The sequence below is a fragment of the Ruegeria sp. BG8 genome (assembly GCF_056538325.1).
On sequence record NZ_JBQFSZ010000001.1, the window covers coordinates 302,142 to 320,548 of the forward strand.

The window sequence follows — 18,407 nt, forward strand, 5'->3', positions numbered from 1 at the left end:
ACTGCTCTGAGCGTTGGGTCCATGCAAAAAACACTGTCTGCACTTTTGGTCGCCACTTTGGCGCTGTCCGCCTGCAATAACTGGCGTGACTCGCGGGCAAACCCGTCCAACTGGTTCGGGTCGAGCACTCCGGCGCCCAGCACAACCGATCCCAACGATGCAAACGTGCTTGTTCCTGAGCAGCGCGAGGGCATAGGCCTGTTTTCCCGGCCGGATGCCCCCGACAACAGCGTGCCAATCGCCAGAATTGACGAGTTGCGAATAGACCCCACACCATCCGGCGCGATCATTTTTGCAACCGGAACCGCAGCGCGACAAGGTGCCTATGACGCGCGGCTTGTTCTTGTGGAAAACGAAGAGAACCAGAAAAACGGTATCCTCGAATACACGTTCCGCGTCAGCTACCCCAGCTATACAACCAACCAAGGTAATGACAGGTCGCGCCAGGTTTCAGATGCAACCAACGTGAGCCTTGAACAGCTTGAGGGCGTTCGACTTGTGCGGGTTATTGGGCAGCAAAACGCGCTGGAATCCCGGCGGCGCTGACCGCTGTTACAGCGCGACAACCTCGACGGACTGTCCTTTGGCCGCCAACGCGATCTTACCCTCGCATAGCTTCAGGGCATCTTCGCCAAACACTTCGTAACGCCACCCGGACATCGCCGGAAGCTCACGCTCACCGGCGGCGATCTGGTCCAATTCGGAACTCGTGGCGATAAGCTTAGCTGCAACGCCCGAGCTTTCCGTTTTGGACTTCAGCAAAACGCGCAACAGATCCGAAAGCGCCGGGTTGACCTTGAGCTTGTCGCGACTGTTATCCACGCGCGGCATTTGATCCGGCGGACATCCGACGCCCTTCTTAACTGCCGAAAGAATCCCTTCGGCAATCGCCCCTTTGCGGGCTTCGCGCAACAAAAGGCGCGACCCGCCCAAGTCGGACGCGTTCTTTGGCTTGGTCGAAGCAAGCTCGATCAAAGCGTCATCCTTGAACACCCTACTACGCGGAACGTTGTTTTCTTGCGCATAAGCCTCACGGAAATGCGCAAGCTCTCGAACAACAGCCAGGAATTTGGACGAATTGGTCCGGGTTTTTACACGTTTCCACGCGTCCTCGGGCCGAATTTCGTATGTTGCCGGTTGCGTCAGTATCCGCAATTCTTCGGCCACCCAATGACTACGCTTGGTCTTCTGCAACTCTGCAGCAAGATGTTCGTAAATCTGACGAAGATGCGTTACATCAGCCAGCGCATAGCTCTTTTGTGCGTCGGACAAAGGACGTCGGGACCAATCGGTAAAGCGCGAAGTCTTGTCGACACCCTGCTTGCAGATTTTCCGAACCAGCGTTTCGTACCCAACCTGCTCACCAAAGCCGCAGACCATCGCGGCAACCTGCGTGTCGAACAGCGGTTTGGGAAACACGCCAGCCTCAACCCAGAAAATCTCAAGGTCTTGCCGTGCGGCGTGAAATACCTTGACGACATTCTCATTGGCGAAGAGTTCGAACAAAGGATCCAGCGACATGCCTTCAGCCAATGGATCGACCAATACTGCGCTGTCTTCTTCTTGGGATGGTACCGCCATCTGCAGCAGGCACAGTTTGGAGTAATAAGTCCGCTCGCGCAGAAATTCGGTGTCTAGGGTGACATAGTCATGGTCCGCAGCGGCCTTGCAGAAGTCGGCCAGCTCTTGCGTCGTTGTAAGGGTCTTCATACGCGGTGCTGTTCTTGCTCTTGTTCTTTGTGGCTGCCCGTCGCTTTCATACCGTACCGAGCGATTACGCAGACCATAGGCCGAATAGCACGGGCGTGTAAATCACCCCGCCTCGGTCAAGGCATCGACACCCTTGATCTGTCTCCGGCGGCAAATCGCTTCAAAACCGCAGGGTAAAGTTTGTGCTCCCACACCAGCACCCTTGCCGCCAATGTTTCCGGGGTGTCGTCGGCCTCTATTTTCAAGCGGGCCTGCCCCAGTATCGGGCCATCGTCCAAAGCGGCCGTGACCTCATGCACCGAACAACCGTGTTCGGGGTCTTGGGCCGCGATGGCACGCGCATGGGTGTTCAGGCCCTTGTATTTCGGCAACAGTGACGGGTGGATGTTCAGCATACGCCCCTGAAACCGCGATACGAAATCCTCGGTCAGTACCCGCATGAAACCAGCGAGGCACACAATATCAGGTTGCGCGGCCTCTAATGGTTTGAGCAGTTCCGCCTCAAATGCAGCGCGGTCCCCGCCAAAGGGTCGGTGATCTACAGCGGCAGTGGGAATGCCACGATCGGCTGCTTTTTTCAAACCACCCGCTTGTGGGTCATTGGACAATACCAAACACGCACGCGCAGGATGATCCCCTGTCATACTGTCGACAAGCGACTCCATGTTCGAGCCCCCGCCCGAGATCAGGATGGCAACGCGCTTGTGGCTCACAGCAGGGTGCCCGCGTAGGCGACGCCCGGGGCATTGGTCACCGTACCGATACGCGCGACGGCTTCACCGGCCTCACCCAACAAGGTGGCCAGCTCATCTGCACGATCCTCGGCACACACAACGATCATGCCGATGCCGCAGTTGAAGGTCTTCAACATTTCGCCTTCGGCAATACCGCCAGTTTCCGCCATCCAGCGGAAGACGGGTGGCAAGTCCCAGGCATTAAGGTCGATTTCTGCGCCCAGCCCTTCGGGCAGAACGCGCGGTAGGTTTTCGGTCAACCCACCACCGGTGATATGGGCCAACGCATGTACGCCCCCTGCCCGGATTGCCTGCAATGCAGGCTGCACGTACAGGCGCGTTGGTGTCAAAAGCGCTTCGCCAAGCGAGCCGGTTCCGAAGGGTGAGTCGGCCTCCCAACCAAGACCCGACATCTCAACCAGTTTACGCACCAGCGAATACCCGTTGGAGTGCACACCGTTTGAGGCCAAACCAAGCAGCACATCACCTTGCTGCACGTCGGCAGGCAAATGCGCACCACGTTCCATGGCACCAACAGAGAACCCGGCAAGATCAAAGTCACCGTCCGGGTACATGCCAGGCATTTCAGCCGTTTCGCCCCCGATCAACGCACAGCCAGACTGCACACAACCTTCAGCAATGCCTTCGATGATCCTGGCGGCGGTATCAGAGTCCAACTTGCCGGTTGCGAAATAGTCCAGAAAGAACAAAGGCTCAGCGCCTTGGCAGATCAAATCGTTGACGCACATGGCAACAAGGTCAATACCAACACCGTCGACCACACCGGTGTCGATCGCAATCCGCAACTTGGTGCCAACCCCATCGGTCGCGCCCACCAGAATCGGGTCGGTGTACCCGGCGGCCTTGAGGTCGAACAAAGCGCCAAAGCCGCCAAGGCCGCTCATGACACCGGAACGGTTGGTCCGTTTGGCCGCCGGCTTGATCCGGTCTACCAACGCGTTCCCTGCATCAATATCAACGCCCGCATCAGCATAGGTAATTCCGTTCTTGCCCGCAGTCATGGCCAGCCCCTTATCAATGGTTCTCGCGCGGGTTAGTCGATTGTGCGCCATGTTGCAACGGTCAGGCTTGACGCGGGCGTTCACCGTGATACGGAATGCGCTTAGGCGGGCCTGTAGCTCAATTGGTTAGAGCAGAGCGCTCATAACGCTTTGGTTGGGGGTTCGAGTCCCTCCGGGCCTACCACAATTCAATATTTTGAATGGCTTACTTGCATGTTAGCCATTCAATTCTGGCTAACCATAGTTATTGTGTAAAGAAATCAGATACATACTGGCTAGCCGCTAGGTCTAAAAGGGCTTGCACCCCTTCGCATCCTCACCATCCGGCTTTAATATACATTTTTTAGGCGAATATTTTTGTCTGAATATATATTTTTGGTTGAATGTAATTTCCCAAGATGATTACTAGGCGTGTCAGCCGTGCGTAGGAACAGGTTCGCCTGTAGCATGTTCCGACTGGGTACCTCCGATGTGTCTTCTCAGGCCTGCATTGGAGGTACCATTTCAATTGCTCACCAGCTATTCGACACCAATTTACTTTTACCGCAAGGCACCATGCGCAGACCTGAAATAAGAAGCTTGAAGTCAATTTGTTCTAAGCCCGGTTAGCCATAACATGTCTACTTTTACTGCGAAGTTAGCCACATTAAGTAATTGTTATTGCACAATTCACATGACCCCTCCGGGCCTACCACCGTCCCCGCAGATGTCGACAAAAGACGTTATTTTTATCGCCCGACGATGATGTCAGCGCTTAGCCCTCCAAGGGTTTCGCTTTGCCCCAGACGCAATACCCCCCCATGCGCGCGCGCTATGTCAGCAACGATAGCAAGGCCCAGGCCCACACCACTGCCCTGATTCTGATTTCGAGCCGGATCGAGGCGCGAAAATGGTTTTACTGCCTCGGTCCTTTGTTCCGCCGGAATACCCGGGCCGTCGTCTTCAACCCTTATTCTCAGCGACTTGGACGTCATGGAAAGACTCACTTCAGCTTTGGTTCCATAACGAACTGCGTTGCCGATCAGATTTTCAACGGCGCGGCGGATAGCCGTGGGGCGTAACATGGCCGTGCCCTCGCCTTCGACCGAAACCAAAGTCGCGGCGTAGCCCGCTCTTTGCGCATCATCCACGATCTTTCGCAGTAATGCCTCAGGCTCCACCTGTTCAGGCTGGCCTTCTGCGGTACCGCGGGAAAAATTCAGAAACGCATCAAGAAGCAATTGCATCTCGTCCACGTCCTTTTGCAATGGCTCTGCTTCATCTTCCGGCAACATCGACAGGCCAAGCTTTAGACGCGTCAAAGGAGTCCGCAAGTCGTGGCTTACCCCGGACAACATCATTGTTCGCTGTTCAATCTGCCGCTCTATTCGCGCACGCATGTCCAGAAACGCGCTGCCAGCGGCCCGGACTTCCATCGCGCCTCCGGGTACATAGGGCACCACCCTGCCCCGTCCGAACGCCTGCGCAGCGTCGGCCAGCCGCGTGATCGGTCGCAGCTGGTTGCGCATGTAGAGAAATGAAATAGACGTCATGACGACGGCAAAAAACACCATTGTAACGATCAACTGATGCGGTGCTGTGGGGGACAGACGTCGACGATCCATCGTCAACTGCAGCAAACCAAGATCGGTCTGCAAATATAGCCGGGCTTCATCTCCACTGGGCAACGCAATCGCCACAAGGTCCGGAAGGTGGGCATGCAAATCCGTTTCAACCTGCGGTGCGATGAAATCGTACCAACGGCGGTATCCGATCATCGGGCTATCATTTATGCCCAAAAAACGCACCTGCATCTCAAGCGCGCTCAGGTCAGGCCGAATGGCCGCCAATGCCTGCTGCTGTGTTTCAAACCCCTCCATCGTTTCAGTGACCAGCATCACTTCGCGCGAGGCCGTGCGCGTCATTTGCCCCGTGACGTCCTCAAGGTGCTTTTGCAAAAAAGCGATACCCACCACCAACAGCAACACGATAACAGGCAGAACAAGAATCAAGGCTGCACGGGTGTACAGGCTGCGTGGCATATATGATTTGAGCCATCTACTCGACATGCGCTAAACCTAACGGGCTGATCCGAAATGAGAAAGAGCGCAAAATGCAGGCCCCCGACGATTTCAACCCGCCCGCGGGTCAAGCCACGACAGTACAGCCGGGCTTGCGCCGTATTCTGGCTCCGAATCCCTCGCCCATGACCTACCGCGGAACCAATACATATCTGTTGGGAGACCGCGATTGCGCGGTTATCGACCCCGGCCCCGAAAGCAATACACATCTTGAGGCGATTCTGGCGGCATTAAAACCAGGTCAAAGGGTAAGCCATATCATCGTCACGCACACGCACCTTGACCACTCACCTCTGGCAAAACCGCTGGCCGAGCGTACCGGCGCCCCGATTTACGCATTTGGAGGCCCGGAGGCCGGTCGAAGTGAAGTCATGGCGGAATTGGCCAAGCAAGGTCTGGCGGGTGGCGGCGAGGGAATCGATACAGCCTTTCGCTTCGATGTCGAGGTTTCGGATGGCGATGTCATCGAAGGAGAGGATTGGCAGCTTGAGGTCATCCACACGCCCGGTCATCTTGGCAATCATATTGCGCTGGGTTGGGCAGACGTGTGCTTTACAGCAGATCATGTCATGGGATGGGCCAGCTCGTTGGTATCCCCCCCGGACGGCGACCTCACGGATTTCATGCAGGCCTGCCATAAACTTCGCGCCCGAAAGTGGACAGTGTTTCATGCAGGTCACGGAGCGCCAATCGCGGATCCTGCGGCCCGGCTGGATTGGCTGATCCATCACCGATTGTCGCGCGAAGCACAGATTCTTGACGCTCTGGCAGATCAACCCGGTACAGCGCGACAACTGGCAAAACGGATATACACCGAAACCCCTGTTGCCCTGCTTGGAGCAGCAGAGCGGAACGTTTTCGCCCAACTGGTCGATTTAACCGGAAGATCAACGGTTTCGCCAGATGGTCCACTTTCCGCAAATACGGTTTTTCGCAGGCTGGCTTAACCTCAAAAACTTTTTCGGCATTTGGGGTCGATCCCCTCTGGACGACCAAAATCCGTGTTGTTATACGCCACTCAGTTCCGGCGTAGCTCAGCGGTAGAGCAGTTGACTGTTAATCAATTGGTCGTAGGTTCGATCCCTACCGCCGGAGCCAAAATTCCCAAGAATACCAACATCCATACAATGCGATTGACGTTGAATTTGGCCCAAGATTTTTCGACGAAAAATCTTACGCGCCCTCTGGACGCCACAGAAACGGATTGCTATACGGCGCGAACCGTTCCGGCGTAGCTCAGCGGTAGAGCAGTTGACTGTTAATCAATTGGTCGTAGGTTCGATCCCTACCGCCGGAGCCATTTCCCCCTGATTTCAAACTCTTATCCAGTCAATTCGGATTCGAAGTCTGCCCTTAGGTTGCGTTTCAAAACTTTGCCCGTTGCATTCAATGGCAGCGCATCGACGAAAACCACCTTGTCCGGAACTTGCCACTTTGCGATTTTGCCGTCGAAAAAGGCCAGCAGTTCGTCTTCGCTTGGATTTTCCCCCTCGGCTTTGACTGCGACCAATAGCGGACGCTCATCCCATTTCGGGTGCGGAACCCCGATCACGGCAGCGGTCGCCAATTTCGGGTGGGCAACAGCGATGTTTTCCAGCTCGACCGAACTGATCCACTCACCACCCGACTTGATGATATCCTTGGACCGGTCCCGGATGGTCATAAAGCCGTCGGGATCCAACGTCGCCACATCTCCTGTCGCGAACCAGCCATCCTGCAGCAAGTCCTGATCCTGCATCTGAAAATAGCTGTCCAGCACCCAATGACCGCGGACCATCAGGTCGCCTTGCGTTTCTCCGTCATGAGGTAATTCCTTGCCGTCATCGTCCACAATCTTGAGTTCGACACCGTAACAGGGGCGACCTTGGCTTTCGCGAACGCGGTGTTGATCCTCCACCGGCAGTTTTGAGTGCTTGGCCAACGGATGGTTTGCGGTGCCGAGCGGGCTCATTTCGCTCATGCCCCAGGCGTGGATCGTGTCGACGCCATAAACCTCGCGGAAGGTTTCGATCATCGAGGGCGGACACGCCGCGCCACCGATCACAGTGCGCTGCAGGCTTGTTAGTTTACTGCCCGAACTTGCGGCATGCGCCAAAAGACCCTGCCATATGGTCGGCACGCCCATTGCAATGGTAACGTCATATGTGTCGATCAGATTGACCAAGGCTTCGCCATGCAGCCCCGGTCCCGGCAATACCATCCGAGACCCCGACATTGCACATGCATAAGGCGATCCCCACGCGTTGACGTGGAACATCGGCACCACCGGCAGCACAACGTCCATGGCCGAATATCCGATTACATCACGCGTGTTCGAACCAAAGCTGTGCAGAACGGTCGAGCGGTGCGAATACAGTACACCCTTGGGGTTGCCCGTAGTCCCTGAAGTATAGCACAGGCTGGACGCGGTGTTTTCGTCAAAGCTTGGCCATTTGAAGCCTGCGTCGCCCGTTTCGATGAATTCGTCATAGAATTGAACGTTCTGAACCTGTGCGACCGCTTCCTCGTTCCGCGGACCCATCAAAATAAAATGCTGAACCTCGGTCAGATGATCCTGCAACGCTGCAACCAAGGGAATAAAGGTCGCGTCAAAAAACAGAACACGGTCCTGCGCATGGTTGATGATGTACGTTAGCTGTTCGGGGAACAGCCGGGGGTTTACTGTATGGCAAACAAAACCAGCACCGGATGTTCCGTAGTAAATCTCAAGATGGCGTCGGTTGTTCCACGCCAAAGTGCCGACACGAGCCTGAGGATCAAGCCCCAGATTCGTCAATGCCGAAGCCAGCTTGCGCGCGTTGTGCGCCACCTGAGACCAACTACTTTCAGTAACGCTTCCATCCGTTTCAACCGAGATTATTTCGGTCTGGCCGTGATAGCGATCGGCGTGCTCAATCAGCGACGAGATCAGCAACGGCTGCGTCATCATTTGTCCCAGCATGGACATCCTCCCTATGTCTGTGCCGCTTCTGCGTGGCAGCACCTCGTTCTAGCCCTGCCCCATGTCCGGGCAAGGGAACAGGGGCGGCTCTTCACAAAGAACCCTGCCAATCATTTAATTGTCTGACAATAAAAGAATGCAGACTATGGTGGTTCCAAGCTGCGTTTTTTCAGTCCCGGTGTCGCAACGCGTAAGCAACCAGACCTGCGGTTGAACCATCCTTTTGCGCCGCGCTCTCTTCGCCATCCACGATAGGAGCCAGAGACGTCGCCAGCTCTTTTCCCAATTCAACACCCCATTGATCGAACGAGTTTATGCCAAGCAAAACGCCCTCGACGAACACGCGATGCTCATACAACGCAATGATCTGGCCCAATACAAACGGGGTGAGCTGTGGATAGATCAGCGTGGTGGACGGACGGTTCCCGGGGAAGACACGGTGCAGGGCCTGACGCTCAAGCTCGGCCCCTTGCAGCCCTTTCTCCACCATCCGCTGCCGCGCTTCTTCGAAGGTTCGTCCGCGCATCAGCGCTTCGGATTGCGCGAGGCAGTTGGCCAAAAGCAGACGGTGATGATGCGCCAGTTCAGGTTCATGTCCTTGGGCAGCAACCATGAATTCGCACGGAATGACGTCGGTGCCCTGGTGGATCAACTGATAAAAGGCATGCTGACCGTTTGTACCGGGTTCCCCCCAGACAATTGGCCCCGAGGGCACCGTCAACGCACTGCCATCCATGGCGACAGATTTTCCGTTGGATTCCATTTCTAGCTGTTGGAAATATGCCGGCAAACGCAACAGACGTTGGTCATATGGCAATACAGCGCGGCTGGAATAGCCCATAACCTGCCGATGCCAGATACCCACGAGCGCCAGCATAACCGGCATGTTGTCGGCCCAGTCGGCGGCTCGAAAATGCACATCCATCGCCTGTCCGCCGCGCAGAAACGCGTCAAAGGCGTTGGAGCCGACCGCAATCATCACCGGCAGCCCCACAGGCCCCCAAACCGAATAGCGTCCGCCAACCCAATCGGCGAAACCGAAAACGCGCTCTTCAGGAATGTCGAACGCCTCGGTCTTGTCCAACGCACTGGATACGGCTGCAAATTGGCGCGTCGGGTCACCACCCCCTTCGGTCATCCAAGCGCGCGCTGTTCTGGCGTTGGTCATTGTTTCGATGGTGGTGAAAGTTTTTGACGCAACAATCACCAGCGTGCGCGTCGGGTCCAGTTGGCGCAATGTATCGGCGATGTGTGCACCATCTACGTTCGAGACATAATGCACCCGGGGGCCATCGTGATAAGGGGCCAGAGCATGCGTTGCCATGACAGGACCCAGATCCGAACCCCCGATACCGATATTAACGATGTCAGTGAAACTGCCCCCTGCCCCGACGGTTGTTCCACCGCGAACCTCTTCGGCGAAAACGCGCATTCTTTGCAACGTGTCCAGAACATCTGGCATGACGTCCAAACCGTCGACCTCAACAGGACCACCGTCCAGATTGCGCAGCGCGGTGTGCAACACGGACCGGTTTTCGGTTTCATTGATCCTTGCGCCGCTGAACATCGCCTCGCGTTTGTCGGCAAGCGCGGCCTGATCACACAGCGCTATAAGCGCAGATCGCACATCCGCGTTGATACAGGTTTTCGAATAGTCAAACCGCAGGTCGCCGGTCGAGGCGGAAAACCCATCTGCGCGATCAGCGTCTTGTTCAAACAGGTCCAGAATGCGCCAGTCTTTCGCGTCACTTGCCAGAGAATTGAGTTCATCCAATTTCATCACGATCACTCCGCCCAGTGTACGGTCATACCACTTAATACTGCCGCGATTGGGGCTTCTTCCGGCGGCAGGCGCATCGCGCGGTCCAACGCCTCGCGTTTGGACGCCCCGAGAATCACCAGATGCTTAGACAAGGCCCCGTCCAAAACCGGAGCTGTCAGCGAAATCCGTGCTTCGGGTTGCGTTTCCGGTCTGGCAATCGCCAGCGTCGGCGCGTGGCTGTCTAATGCTTCGGCCAATCCAAGCATCCCCGGAAATAACGAGGCGGTGTGCATATCATCCCCCATGCCTAACACGAGAACCGACAAAGGTAGCACTGGCGTAATTAGGCTTTCGATCTCTGGCAGCACGTCATCCGGCTCTTTTCCTTCAAGATACAAAGGAACGTATTCTGCTACCGAGGCGCGGTTGGTCAGCAGACGTTCCCGGATCAGACGTTCGTTCGACCGTTCACTGTTGCCCGGAACACATCTTTCGTCCGTTGGCAGCACACGAACACGATCCCATTCCAGATCTGCAGCGCATAGGCTGTCAAAAATAGGGCCCGGCGTGGTGCCTCCGGGTACGGCCAGCGATACCTTATCGTGGTGCAGCAAGGCGGCCTCCAGATCTCCAGCCAGCACGTTGGCGACGTCGATGGCCAGCATGTCCCTGTCGGCGTATTCCTGTATGTTCATGGGTTTATTCCTTGCCATCGGCGACCATCACGCTTCATCAGCAGCTCGGCGTCGCCGGGGCCTGTGCTGCCAGTCTCATAGGGTTTCGGCACATCGCTGCGGGCTTGCCATCCTGCGATGATCGGATCGGTCCAGGCCCAGGCGGCCTCGACCTCATCCCCGCGCATGAACAGGGTCTGATTACCGCGGATCACATCCATCACCAAGCGTTCATATGCGTCAGGTGGATCCTGATTTTCCGGTCCCAATGCCTCGGCAAAGCTCATGTCCAAAGGAACATCGACCAACCGCATTCCACCCGGACCAGGTTCCTTGATCGTGACCTTAAGGGTAATGCCTTCATTCGGTTGCAGCCGGATGGACAGGACGTTTGCGTGACGCCCGGCCTCTTCGCCAAAGATTGAATGAGGCGCATCCTTGAACATCACATTTATCACCGATGACCGAGCGACCAGCCGTTTACCCGTTCGCAGATAAAACGGCGTCCCGGCCCACCTCCAATTGCTGACATGGGCCTTCAGCGCCACGTAGCTTTCCGTGGTCGAACGCGGATTGCCCACAACCTCACGGTAACCGTCACTGTCGCCGTCGAATTGGCCGCGAACGATGTGATGCGGTTCGACCTGATCAAGCGCGCGAATGACCTTGAGCTTTTCGTCACGCACGGCGTCCGGGTCGAATTTGGCCGGTGGTTCCATCGCGATCAGACACAACAATTGCATCAGATGGTTCTGCATCATATCGCGCATGGCGCCGGCGCGGTCATAATAATCCTCGCGCCCATCAATCCCCACAGATTCGGCAACCGTAATTTGGATATGGTCGACGTACTGACTGTTCCACAAAGGCTCGAACAGCATATTGCCGAACCGGACCGCCATAAGGTTCTGAACGGTTTCTTTACCCAGATAATGGTCGATCCGGTAAATCTGCTTTTCGCTGAAATACGAAGCCAGCGTCGCATTCAATGCCCGCGCACTGTCAAGATCGTGCCCAAAGGGTTTTTCAACAACAATCCGCGTAAGCGGCGTTGCCAGCTCGTGCGCTTCGATCCGTTCGGCCAATGGCCCGAACAAGCGCGGACCGACCGAGAAATAGAATGCCCTAACGCAGTCGAGCCTCAGTTTTTCGGCAAGCTGTGTCCACCCATCATCCGCTGCTCCGTCCAAAGACACGTAGGACACACGCTGCAAAAACGACTGCAGCGCAGACACATCCTGGCATTGCCGCGAGGCATGTTCCTTTAGCGACGCGGAAACCAGATCGCGGAACCCCTGATCGTCATGCGCTGATCGCGCAGCCCCGATAATCTGGACATCATCATCCCACTGGCCTGCACAAAAACGACGGTACAACGCCGGCAGAATCTTGCGCTGAGCCAGATCGCCGGTTCCGCCAAATATGACCAGATCAAACGGATCCACAGGTATGACGCGAGAAACCATGTGTTTTCCTTACCTTGCCCCGAAGGTCATGTCCAATGTTAGCGCAACCATTTTTATAATTCCTATCGTCATCAAAACTCTGTCAGGTTCGACATGTCGCACTTAACGAACCTCAACCAAAGGGCTAAGTCTTGGCGAAGTTTTCAAAGAACCGGATACCGGAATGAAAGACAACGCCCCACTTAATGCCAATATTGGTAAGTTTCAGGACAAATTAGTGACTGCGGACGGTCAAAACCGTGCGTCTGTGGCGTTGGAGAACCCCGAAACACTTTGGTTTAACACCGGAACTCTTTGCAACATCGAGTGTCAGAACTGCTATATCCTCAGCAGTCCCACAAACGATGCGCTGGTCTATATCACCGCCGACGAGGTGCGCGACTATCTGGACCAGATCGAAGAGCGTAACTGGCCGGTGCGTGAGATCGGGTTTACCGGTGGCGAACCCTTCATGAATCCCCAGATGATCGAGATGACGCGCGCCGCGCTTGAGCGTGGGTATGAAGTTTTGATTCTGACCAACGCTATGGTGCCAATGATGCGCCGCAAAATGCGCGAGGGGTTGATCGAGCTGCAGCGTGAATATGGCGACAAGCTGACGTTACGCATTTCAGTCGACCACTACCGCCCCGACCTACATGACGAAGAGCGCGGAGCGGGTAGTTTCGAAAAAACCGTAACCGGCATGGAATGGTTGCGCGACAATGGCTTCAACATGGCAGTCGCCGGTCGCACCGTTTGGGGTGATACCGATGCGCAAAGCCGTGCGGGGTATGCGGCATTTTTTGAAGCCCACGGCTTTAATATTGATGCCCAGAATCCTGCGCAGACAGTGTTGTTCCCGGAAATGGACGAAACAGTTGAAGTTCCTGAAATAACTACAGCTTGCTGGGGTATTCTGGACAAGTCACCGAACGCGGTGATGTGTTCGAACGCGCGGATGGTCGTCAAGCGTAAAGGGGCAGAAAAACCTGCTGTCTTAGCCTGTACCTTGCTTGCCTATGAACCCGAATTCGAAATGGGCACCACGCTGGCCGAGGCCGAGGCAGATGTGCATCTAAATCACCCGCATTGCGCCAAATTCTGCGTCCTTGGGGGTGCGAGCTGCTCGGGCTAACCCCAAACGCAAATCACTAAGTAAACAAAGTCACTGTGGCCGTCTCAGGTTTTCCGTTATCTTTAAAGCGGATGTTGGAAAACCGGGTTTCAAGATGAAGTGGCTGATTTCCTTTTGGTTCGTTATTTGTGCGGCACCACTTTGGGCGCAAGAGCGCTTGGCGCTGGTTATTGGCAACAACCAATACGAATCCGTACCCACTTTGCAAAAGGCCGTTGCCGACGCCGAAGCTGTTGCGCGGCAACTGAGAACGTTAGGCTTTGAGACCTTTGAGGGTTTGAACCTCGACCGACGGGGAATGAATCAGCGAATATCAGAGTTCACCGCGCAACTAGAGGCCGGAGATACTGCCTTTGTGTTTTTTGCCGGGCACGGTGTTGAAATTGACGGTGAAAACTATCTGCTGCCCACGGATATCGAGACTCCATTCGCTGGTGAGACTGATTTCGTCAAATCCGAGTCCATCGCCCTGTCGAACCTGCTGAACCGCGTGCGCGGCACAGGGGCCCGGACATCCATCGCGATTATCGACGCATGTCGGGACAACCCTTTTGAAACCACCGCCGGACGCAGCATCGGCGGCACCCGCGGCTTAGGTCGCATCGACGCGCCACAAGGCATGTTTGTCATTTTCTCAGCCGGGGCCGGCCAGATGGCGTTGGATCGGTTGCATGACAATGAGGCCGAGCCGAATTCGGTCTTTACCCGTGCCTTGTTGCCACGATTGGCAGAACCAGGGCTTGAGCTGCGCAGCATGGTTGCCGACCTAAGGCGCGAAGTGCGGGATTTGTCCCGTACCGTGCAACACAACCAAATCCCCGCCTATTATGATGAACTATTGGGCGAGTTCTACTTCACCCCTGCGGTTGTAGAGGTGCCATCTGTCGACACAGTTGCGCAACCGATTGAAAAGATGCGCGCCGATCTGGAATTGGCTCGCTCGGTCGGCACGGCGTCGGCATTGGACACATTTCTTGAGAAATACGCGGACCGTTCCACCGACTATACCTATGAAATCGCGTTGCAACTGCGCGCAGGGTTGGAAGGGCCCGCCGCTGGCGAGAACCCCGAAACATCCCCGGAATCGACGACGTCACCCACGATAATTCAAGATTCGAAAGACGTGATGCGCGCCACCCAAGCGGCACTGAATGCACTGGGGTGCAATGCTGGTGGGGCCGACGGCGTCGCGGGCCCTCGCACGAAACGCGCCTTTGCGAACTACCGCAGGGCCAGCAAATCCACCCTCGGAGCAGATGATCTAGGCACGCGCCATGCTCTGGAAGAACTGGAAAGCAAAAGCGGAACCGTCTGTGTCCCGGCACCTGCAACGACCGCTTCACAAACCGCAGCCTCGTCCGCTGTTTCACTCGCCGGAAGCTGGAGCTTCAAGGCGACATGCGCTTTCGTTGTGAATGTGACCGGGTCCGTGCGCTATACCCGCGCTGGTGACAACAAGTATACCGGCAGCCTGACGGACTCGTTGGGTCAAAAGGCCAACACGGTTGTATACCTGAACGAACAGGAGCTCAACGGAACGGACTATTTCCCGGCGATTACCGTCAAATGGCGCGGACGAATGGCCGAGGACGGCAACAGCTTTACTGGATCGGGATCAACCGGCTGCTCTGTTTACGCTTGGCGGGTTGGTTGAAAGGCTAATTCACCCGAAACTCACCGACCATGTGTTGCCACTCGCCTGGCGCTATCATTTTACGGTGGGTGAACCGCACCGAGTGCAAAGGCCCTTCGATTTCACGTTGCCAGAACTCAACGAATTCAAAGAGCTTTGGATGATCAGGGGCCAAGTCGTAATCCTGCCAGATGAACGTGTTCAACACGTGAATATAGTCGGGCATGTGATAGAAGAATTCTGCTGTTGTCAGCCCGTACCCTTTTAGCATTAGTTCGGTTTCGCTTTGCTTCATGCAGACCTCCGATTTCTTGCAAGGTCCTTTGAGGGTATCACACGCAACACTGAACCCTTATATAACAATATGTTACCCCGGTGTTACCGTGACTTTTTATTGGAAATGATCAGCTTGCTTGCACCTTATGTACCGGGTCTGATAAGGTGCACCCACAAGATATAGACCCAAGCCAAAGAACGGGCAGTTTACGTGAGCGATACGCCAGAAACCCCAGAAAACATGGATGAAACCCCGCCAGAGCGCCCCGTTTACGACGGCCCGACGGTATCCATCGAATCCGAGATGCGCACATCCTATCTGGACTATGCCATGTCGGTCATCGTCTCGCGCGCGATCCCTGATCTGCGTGATGGGTTAAAGCCTGTGCACCGCCGAATTCTCTATGCCATGCACGAAACCGGCAACACTCACGACAAGGCGTATCGGAAATCGGCCCGCCCGGTTGGCGATGTGATGGGTAAGTACCACCCGCATGGCGACAGCGCGATCTATGACGCGCTGGTGCGGATGGCGCAGGATTTCTCGATGTCGCTGCCGCTGCTGGACGGTCAGGGCAACTTTGGCTCGATGGACGGCGATAACCCGGCGGCCATGCGCTATACCGAAGTGCGGATGGACAAGCCCGCCGCCTCCCTGCTGGCCGATATTGAAAAAGAGACGGTCGATTTTCAGGACAATTACGATGGTAAGGACAAAGAGCCGACCGTTCTGCCCGCCCGGTTCCCGAACATGCTGGTCAATGGCGCGGGCGGTATCGCCGTGGGTATGGCGACCAACATTCCTCCGCATAACTTGGGCGAAGTGGTCGATGCGACGCTGGCCCTTATTGATGATCCGGACCTGACGTCCGAGCAGCTGATCGAATACGTCCCCGGCCCTGATTTCCCGACCGGCGGCGTGATGCTGGGCCGGTCCGGTGCGCGCAAGGCATATCTGGAAGGCCGTGGCAGCGTTATCATACGCGCGAAAACCCGTGTCGAGGAAATTCGGCGCGACCGTTACGCTATCGTGGTCGATGAAATCCCCTATCAGGTGAACAAAGCGGCGATGATCGAAAAGATCGCCGAGGCAGTGCGCGAAAAGCGTATTGAAGGCGTCGCCCATGTACAGGACGAATCTGACCGCAACGGCGTGCGCGTCGTTGTGGAGCTGAAGCGCGATGCAACGCCTGAGGTAGTTCTGAACCAGCTTTACCGTTTCTCGCCAATGCAGACTTCTTTTGGCTGCAACATGCTGGCCCTGAACGGTGGTCGGCCTGAACAGCTGACCCTGCGCCGTTTCCTGACCTCGTTTATCGACTTCCGCGAAGACGTGGTCGCCCGCCGCACCGCTTATGACCTGCGCAAAGCACGCGAGCGCAGCCATATCCTGTGTGGTCTGGCCGTGGCCGTATCGAACGTGGACGAAGTGGTTGCCACGATCCGCTCGTCCGCCGATGCCGCCGAGGCGCGCGAGAAACTGATGACCCGTCGCTGGCCTGCGGCCGAGATCGAAGGCTATCTGCGCCTGATCGACGATCCTCTGTCCAAGATGAACGATGACGGCACTTACAACCTGACCGAGATTCAGGCCCGTGCCATCCTCGACCTGCGCTTGCAGCGCCTGACCCAACTGGGGGTCAAAGAGGTCACGGACGAACTGGAAGAACTGGCCGCCAAGATCAAGGAATATTTGGATATTCTGTCATCGCGCGAGCGTATCATGTCGATCATCGGCGATGAGCTGCGCGAAGTCCGCGACCAATTCGCCGTGCCCCGTCGCACCGAAATCGTCGATTGGTCCGGCGACATGGAAGACGAGGACCTGATCGAACGCGAAGACATGGTCGTGACCGTCACCTCTGGCGGTTACATCAAGCGTACCCCGCTGGCTGATTTCCGGGCGCAAAAGCGTGGCGGCAAGGGGCTGTCGGGAATGCAGACTAAGGAAGAGGATGTGGTCACCACCCTCTTCGTGGCCAACACTCATACGCAGTTGCTGTTCTTCACCACCGAAGGCATGGTCTACAAGCTCAAGACCTGGCGTCTGCCGCAGTCCAGCCGCACCGGCAAGGGCAAGGCCATCGTCAATATCCTGCCTATTCCAACCGGCGTTTCGATCGCAGCGATCATGCCCGTGGATGTACCTGATGAGGAATGGGAAAACCTGCAAATCGTCTTTGCCACCAGCGCGGGTGACGTGCGGCGTAACCGCTTGTCGGATTTCACCAATGTCCGTCGCAACGGTAAGATCGCGATGAAACTGCCGGATGATGTGGAACTGGTGAACGCCCGCATCTGTTCGGAAGACGAAGACGTGATGCTGGTCACCAATTCCGGCCGTGCGATCCGTTTCCGCACCACTGATGTGCGCGTCTTCAACTCGCGCGAGTCCACTGGCGTGCGCGGCATCAAACTGACCAACGGCGACCGTGTCGTGTCGATGTCAGTCATCCGTCATTTTGAGGCCGGACCAGAAGAACGGGCAGCCTACCTCAAGATGCGCCGCGCCGTTGCAGGCATTGCAGATGATGGCGAGACGGACGAGGATGAAGTGGCACCCGGCGCGATCACGCAGGAACGCTATGCCGAGATGTCTGCCGCAGAAAACCTGATCCTGACCATTACCAAAGGTGGTGCAGGCAAGCTCAGCTCCAGCCACGACTACCCTGTTCGTGGGCGCGGCGGCATGGGCGTTGCTGCAATGGACAAGGCCATGCGCGGCGGCGAGCTGGTTGCCTCATTCCCGGTTGAGATCGATGATCAGATCATGCTTGCCACCTCAAAAGGCCAGTCAATCCGCGTTCCTGTCGAAGGTATCTCATTCCGGTCCCGCAGTGCGGGCGGCGTACGGGTCTTTAACACCGGCAAGGGTGAAGAAGTCGTCAGCGTGGCATGGATCGCCGAACAGGCGGATGAGGAAGACGAAACTGAATAAGCTCTTTCGGTTTCAGCGTTTGAGCCCCTGCGACCGTCATCGTGGGGGCTTTTTCATACGGTGCTGACCGGGCT

General features: G+C 56.2%; 14 protein-coding genes and 3 tRNA genes. 8 read left to right on the top strand and 9 right to left on the bottom strand.

Annotated features, from left to right (window positions below):
* The first annotated feature begins 21 nt into the window (after nt 1-21).
* Nucleotides 22-546, top strand: a complete 525-nt coding sequence (locus ACR0DG_RS01550) for a hypothetical protein (RefSeq protein WP_480693673.1) — start codon at nt 22-24, stop codon at nt 544-546.
* A 6-nt stretch (nt 547-552) separates the two neighbouring features.
* Here ACR0DG_RS01550 and rnd read toward each other — a convergent pair whose 3' ends face one another.
* The 3 genes from rnd to purM form a co-directional block, all read right to left on the bottom strand.
* On the bottom strand, nt 553-1,710 hold the full coding sequence (rnd, locus tag ACR0DG_RS01555; protein ID WP_480693674.1) for a ribonuclease D: 1,158 nt from the start codon (nt 1,708-1,710) through the stop codon (nt 553-555).
* A gap of 116 nt (nt 1,711-1,826) precedes the next feature.
* Nucleotides 1,827-2,423, bottom strand: a complete 597-nt coding sequence (gene purN / locus ACR0DG_RS01560) for a phosphoribosylglycinamide formyltransferase (RefSeq protein ID WP_480693675.1) — start codon at nt 2,421-2,423, stop codon at nt 1,827-1,829.
* On the bottom strand, nt 2,420-3,466 hold the full coding sequence (gene purM, locus ACR0DG_RS01565) for a phosphoribosylformylglycinamidine cyclo-ligase (protein ID WP_480693676.1): 1,047 nt from the start codon (nt 3,464-3,466) through the stop codon (nt 2,420-2,422). The genes purN and purM overlap by 4 nt, the downstream gene beginning before the upstream one ends.
* Before the next feature lie 107 nt (nt 3,467-3,573).
* Between purM and ACR0DG_RS01570 the strand changes: the two genes are divergently transcribed.
* Nucleotides 3,574-3,650 (top strand) — tRNA-Ile (locus tag ACR0DG_RS01570).
* 544 nt (nt 3,651-4,194) lie between these two features.
* Here ACR0DG_RS01570 and ACR0DG_RS01575 read toward each other — a convergent pair.
* On the bottom strand, nt 4,195-5,514 hold the full coding sequence (locus ACR0DG_RS01575; RefSeq protein ID WP_480693677.1) for an ATP-binding protein: 1,320 nt from the start codon (nt 5,512-5,514) through the stop codon (nt 4,195-4,197).
* 44 nt (nt 5,515-5,558) lie between these two features.
* Between ACR0DG_RS01575 and ACR0DG_RS01580 the strand changes: the two genes are divergently transcribed.
* The 3 genes from ACR0DG_RS01580 to ACR0DG_RS01590 all read left to right on the top strand — a co-directional run bounded on the left by ACR0DG_RS01580 (nt 5,559) and on the right by ACR0DG_RS01590 (nt 6,826).
* Complete coding sequence (locus tag ACR0DG_RS01580) at nt 5,559-6,473, top strand: MBL fold metallo-hydrolase (protein ID WP_480693678.1); 915 nt, start codon at nt 5,559-5,561, stop codon at nt 6,471-6,473.
* A gap of 76 nt (nt 6,474-6,549) precedes the next feature.
* Nucleotides 6,550-6,624 (top strand) — tRNA-Asn (locus ACR0DG_RS01585).
* Nucleotides 6,625-6,751: 127 nt separating this feature from the next.
* A tRNA-Asn gene (locus tag ACR0DG_RS01590) sits at nt 6,752-6,826 on the top strand.
* Nucleotides 6,827-6,847: 21 nt separating this feature from the next.
* Here the strand turns inward: ACR0DG_RS01590 and ACR0DG_RS01595 are convergent.
* The 4 genes from ACR0DG_RS01595 to zwf form a co-directional block, all read right to left on the bottom strand.
* A complete protein-coding gene (locus ACR0DG_RS01595) occupies nt 6,848-8,467 on the bottom strand; it encodes a long-chain-fatty-acid--CoA ligase (RefSeq protein WP_480693679.1) in 1,620 nt (539 codons plus the stop codon).
* Nucleotides 8,468-8,636: 169 nt separating this feature from the next.
* Nucleotides 8,637-10,247, bottom strand: coding sequence for a glucose-6-phosphate isomerase (gene pgi, locus ACR0DG_RS01600; RefSeq protein WP_480693680.1), 1,611 nt, complete (start codon nt 10,245-10,247; stop codon nt 8,637-8,639).
* Nucleotides 10,248-10,252: 5 nt separating this feature from the next.
* Nucleotides 10,253-10,924 (bottom strand): 6-phosphogluconolactonase, encoded by a 672-nt coding sequence (gene pgl, locus ACR0DG_RS01605; RefSeq protein WP_480693681.1) that lies wholly within the window; start codon nt 10,922-10,924, stop codon nt 10,253-10,255.
* Nucleotides 10,921-12,369 (bottom strand): glucose-6-phosphate dehydrogenase, encoded by a 1,449-nt coding sequence (gene zwf / locus ACR0DG_RS01610; protein WP_480693682.1) that lies wholly within the window; start codon nt 12,367-12,369, stop codon nt 10,921-10,923. The genes pgl and zwf overlap by 4 nt, the downstream gene beginning before the upstream one ends.
* 163 nt (nt 12,370-12,532) lie before the next feature.
* On the opposite strand from zwf, the gene ACR0DG_RS01615 reads away from it, so the two are divergent.
* Together ACR0DG_RS01615 and ACR0DG_RS01620 are read left to right on the top strand one after the other, a co-directional pair.
* Nucleotides 12,533-13,486 (top strand): radical SAM protein, encoded by a 954-nt coding sequence (locus tag ACR0DG_RS01615; RefSeq protein WP_480693683.1) that lies wholly within the window; start codon nt 12,533-12,535, stop codon nt 13,484-13,486.
* Nucleotides 13,487-13,580: 94 nt separating this feature from the next.
* On the top strand, nt 13,581-15,140 hold the full coding sequence (locus ACR0DG_RS01620) for a caspase family protein (protein ID WP_480693684.1): 1,560 nt from the start codon (nt 13,581-13,583) through the stop codon (nt 15,138-15,140).
* Nucleotides 15,141-15,144: 4 nt separating this feature from the next.
* Here ACR0DG_RS01620 and ACR0DG_RS01625 read toward each other — a convergent pair whose 3' ends face one another.
* A complete protein-coding gene (locus tag ACR0DG_RS01625) occupies nt 15,145-15,414 on the bottom strand; it encodes an usg protein (protein ID WP_480693685.1) in 270 nt (89 codons plus the stop codon).
* A gap of 192 nt (nt 15,415-15,606) precedes the next feature.
* Between ACR0DG_RS01625 and gyrA the strand changes: the two genes are divergently transcribed.
* Complete coding sequence (gene gyrA / locus ACR0DG_RS01630; protein WP_480693686.1) at nt 15,607-18,333, top strand: DNA gyrase subunit A; 2,727 nt, start codon at nt 15,607-15,609, stop codon at nt 18,331-18,333.
* Nucleotides 18,334-18,407 lie beyond the last annotated feature (74 nt).

What these genes read in the sequence shown, in the direction of transcription:
- pgl (WP_480693681.1), bottom strand. Translation starts at nt 10,924, where the DNA reads ATGAACATACAGGAATACGCCGACAGGGACATGCTGGCCATCGACGTC.
- zwf (WP_480693682.1), bottom strand. Translation starts at nt 12,369, where the DNA reads ATGGTTTCTCGCGTCATACCTGTGGATCCGTTTGATCTGGTCATATTT.
- purM (WP_480693676.1), bottom strand. Translation starts at nt 3,466, where the DNA reads ATGACTGCGGGCAAGAACGGAATTACCTATGCTGATGCGGGCGTTGAT.
- ACR0DG_RS01580 (WP_480693678.1), top strand. Translation starts at nt 5,559, where the DNA reads ATGCAGGCCCCCGACGATTTCAACCCGCCCGCGGGTCAAGCCACGACA.
- ACR0DG_RS01620 (WP_480693684.1), top strand. Translation starts at nt 13,581, where the DNA reads ATGAAGTGGCTGATTTCCTTTTGGTTCGTTATTTGTGCGGCACCACTT.
- rnd (WP_480693674.1), bottom strand. Translation starts at nt 1,710, where the DNA reads ATGAAGACCCTTACAACGACGCAAGAGCTGGCCGACTTCTGCAAGGCC.
- ACR0DG_RS01575 (WP_480693677.1), bottom strand. Translation starts at nt 5,514, where the DNA reads ATGTCGAGTAGATGGCTCAAATCATATATGCCACGCAGCCTGTACACC.
- ACR0DG_RS01625 (WP_480693685.1), bottom strand. Translation starts at nt 15,414, where the DNA reads ATGAAGCAAAGCGAAACCGAACTAATGCTAAAAGGGTACGGGCTGACA.
- ACR0DG_RS01550 (WP_480693673.1), top strand. Translation starts at nt 22, where the DNA reads ATGCAAAAAACACTGTCTGCACTTTTGGTCGCCACTTTGGCGCTGTCC.
- ACR0DG_RS01595 (WP_480693679.1), bottom strand. Translation starts at nt 8,467, where the DNA reads ATGCTGGGACAAATGATGACGCAGCCGTTGCTGATCTCGTCGCTGATT.
- pgi (WP_480693680.1), bottom strand. Translation starts at nt 10,247, where the DNA reads ATGAAATTGGATGAACTCAATTCTCTGGCAAGTGACGCGAAAGACTGG.
- ACR0DG_RS01615 (WP_480693683.1), top strand. Translation starts at nt 12,533, where the DNA reads ATGAAAGACAACGCCCCACTTAATGCCAATATTGGTAAGTTTCAGGAC.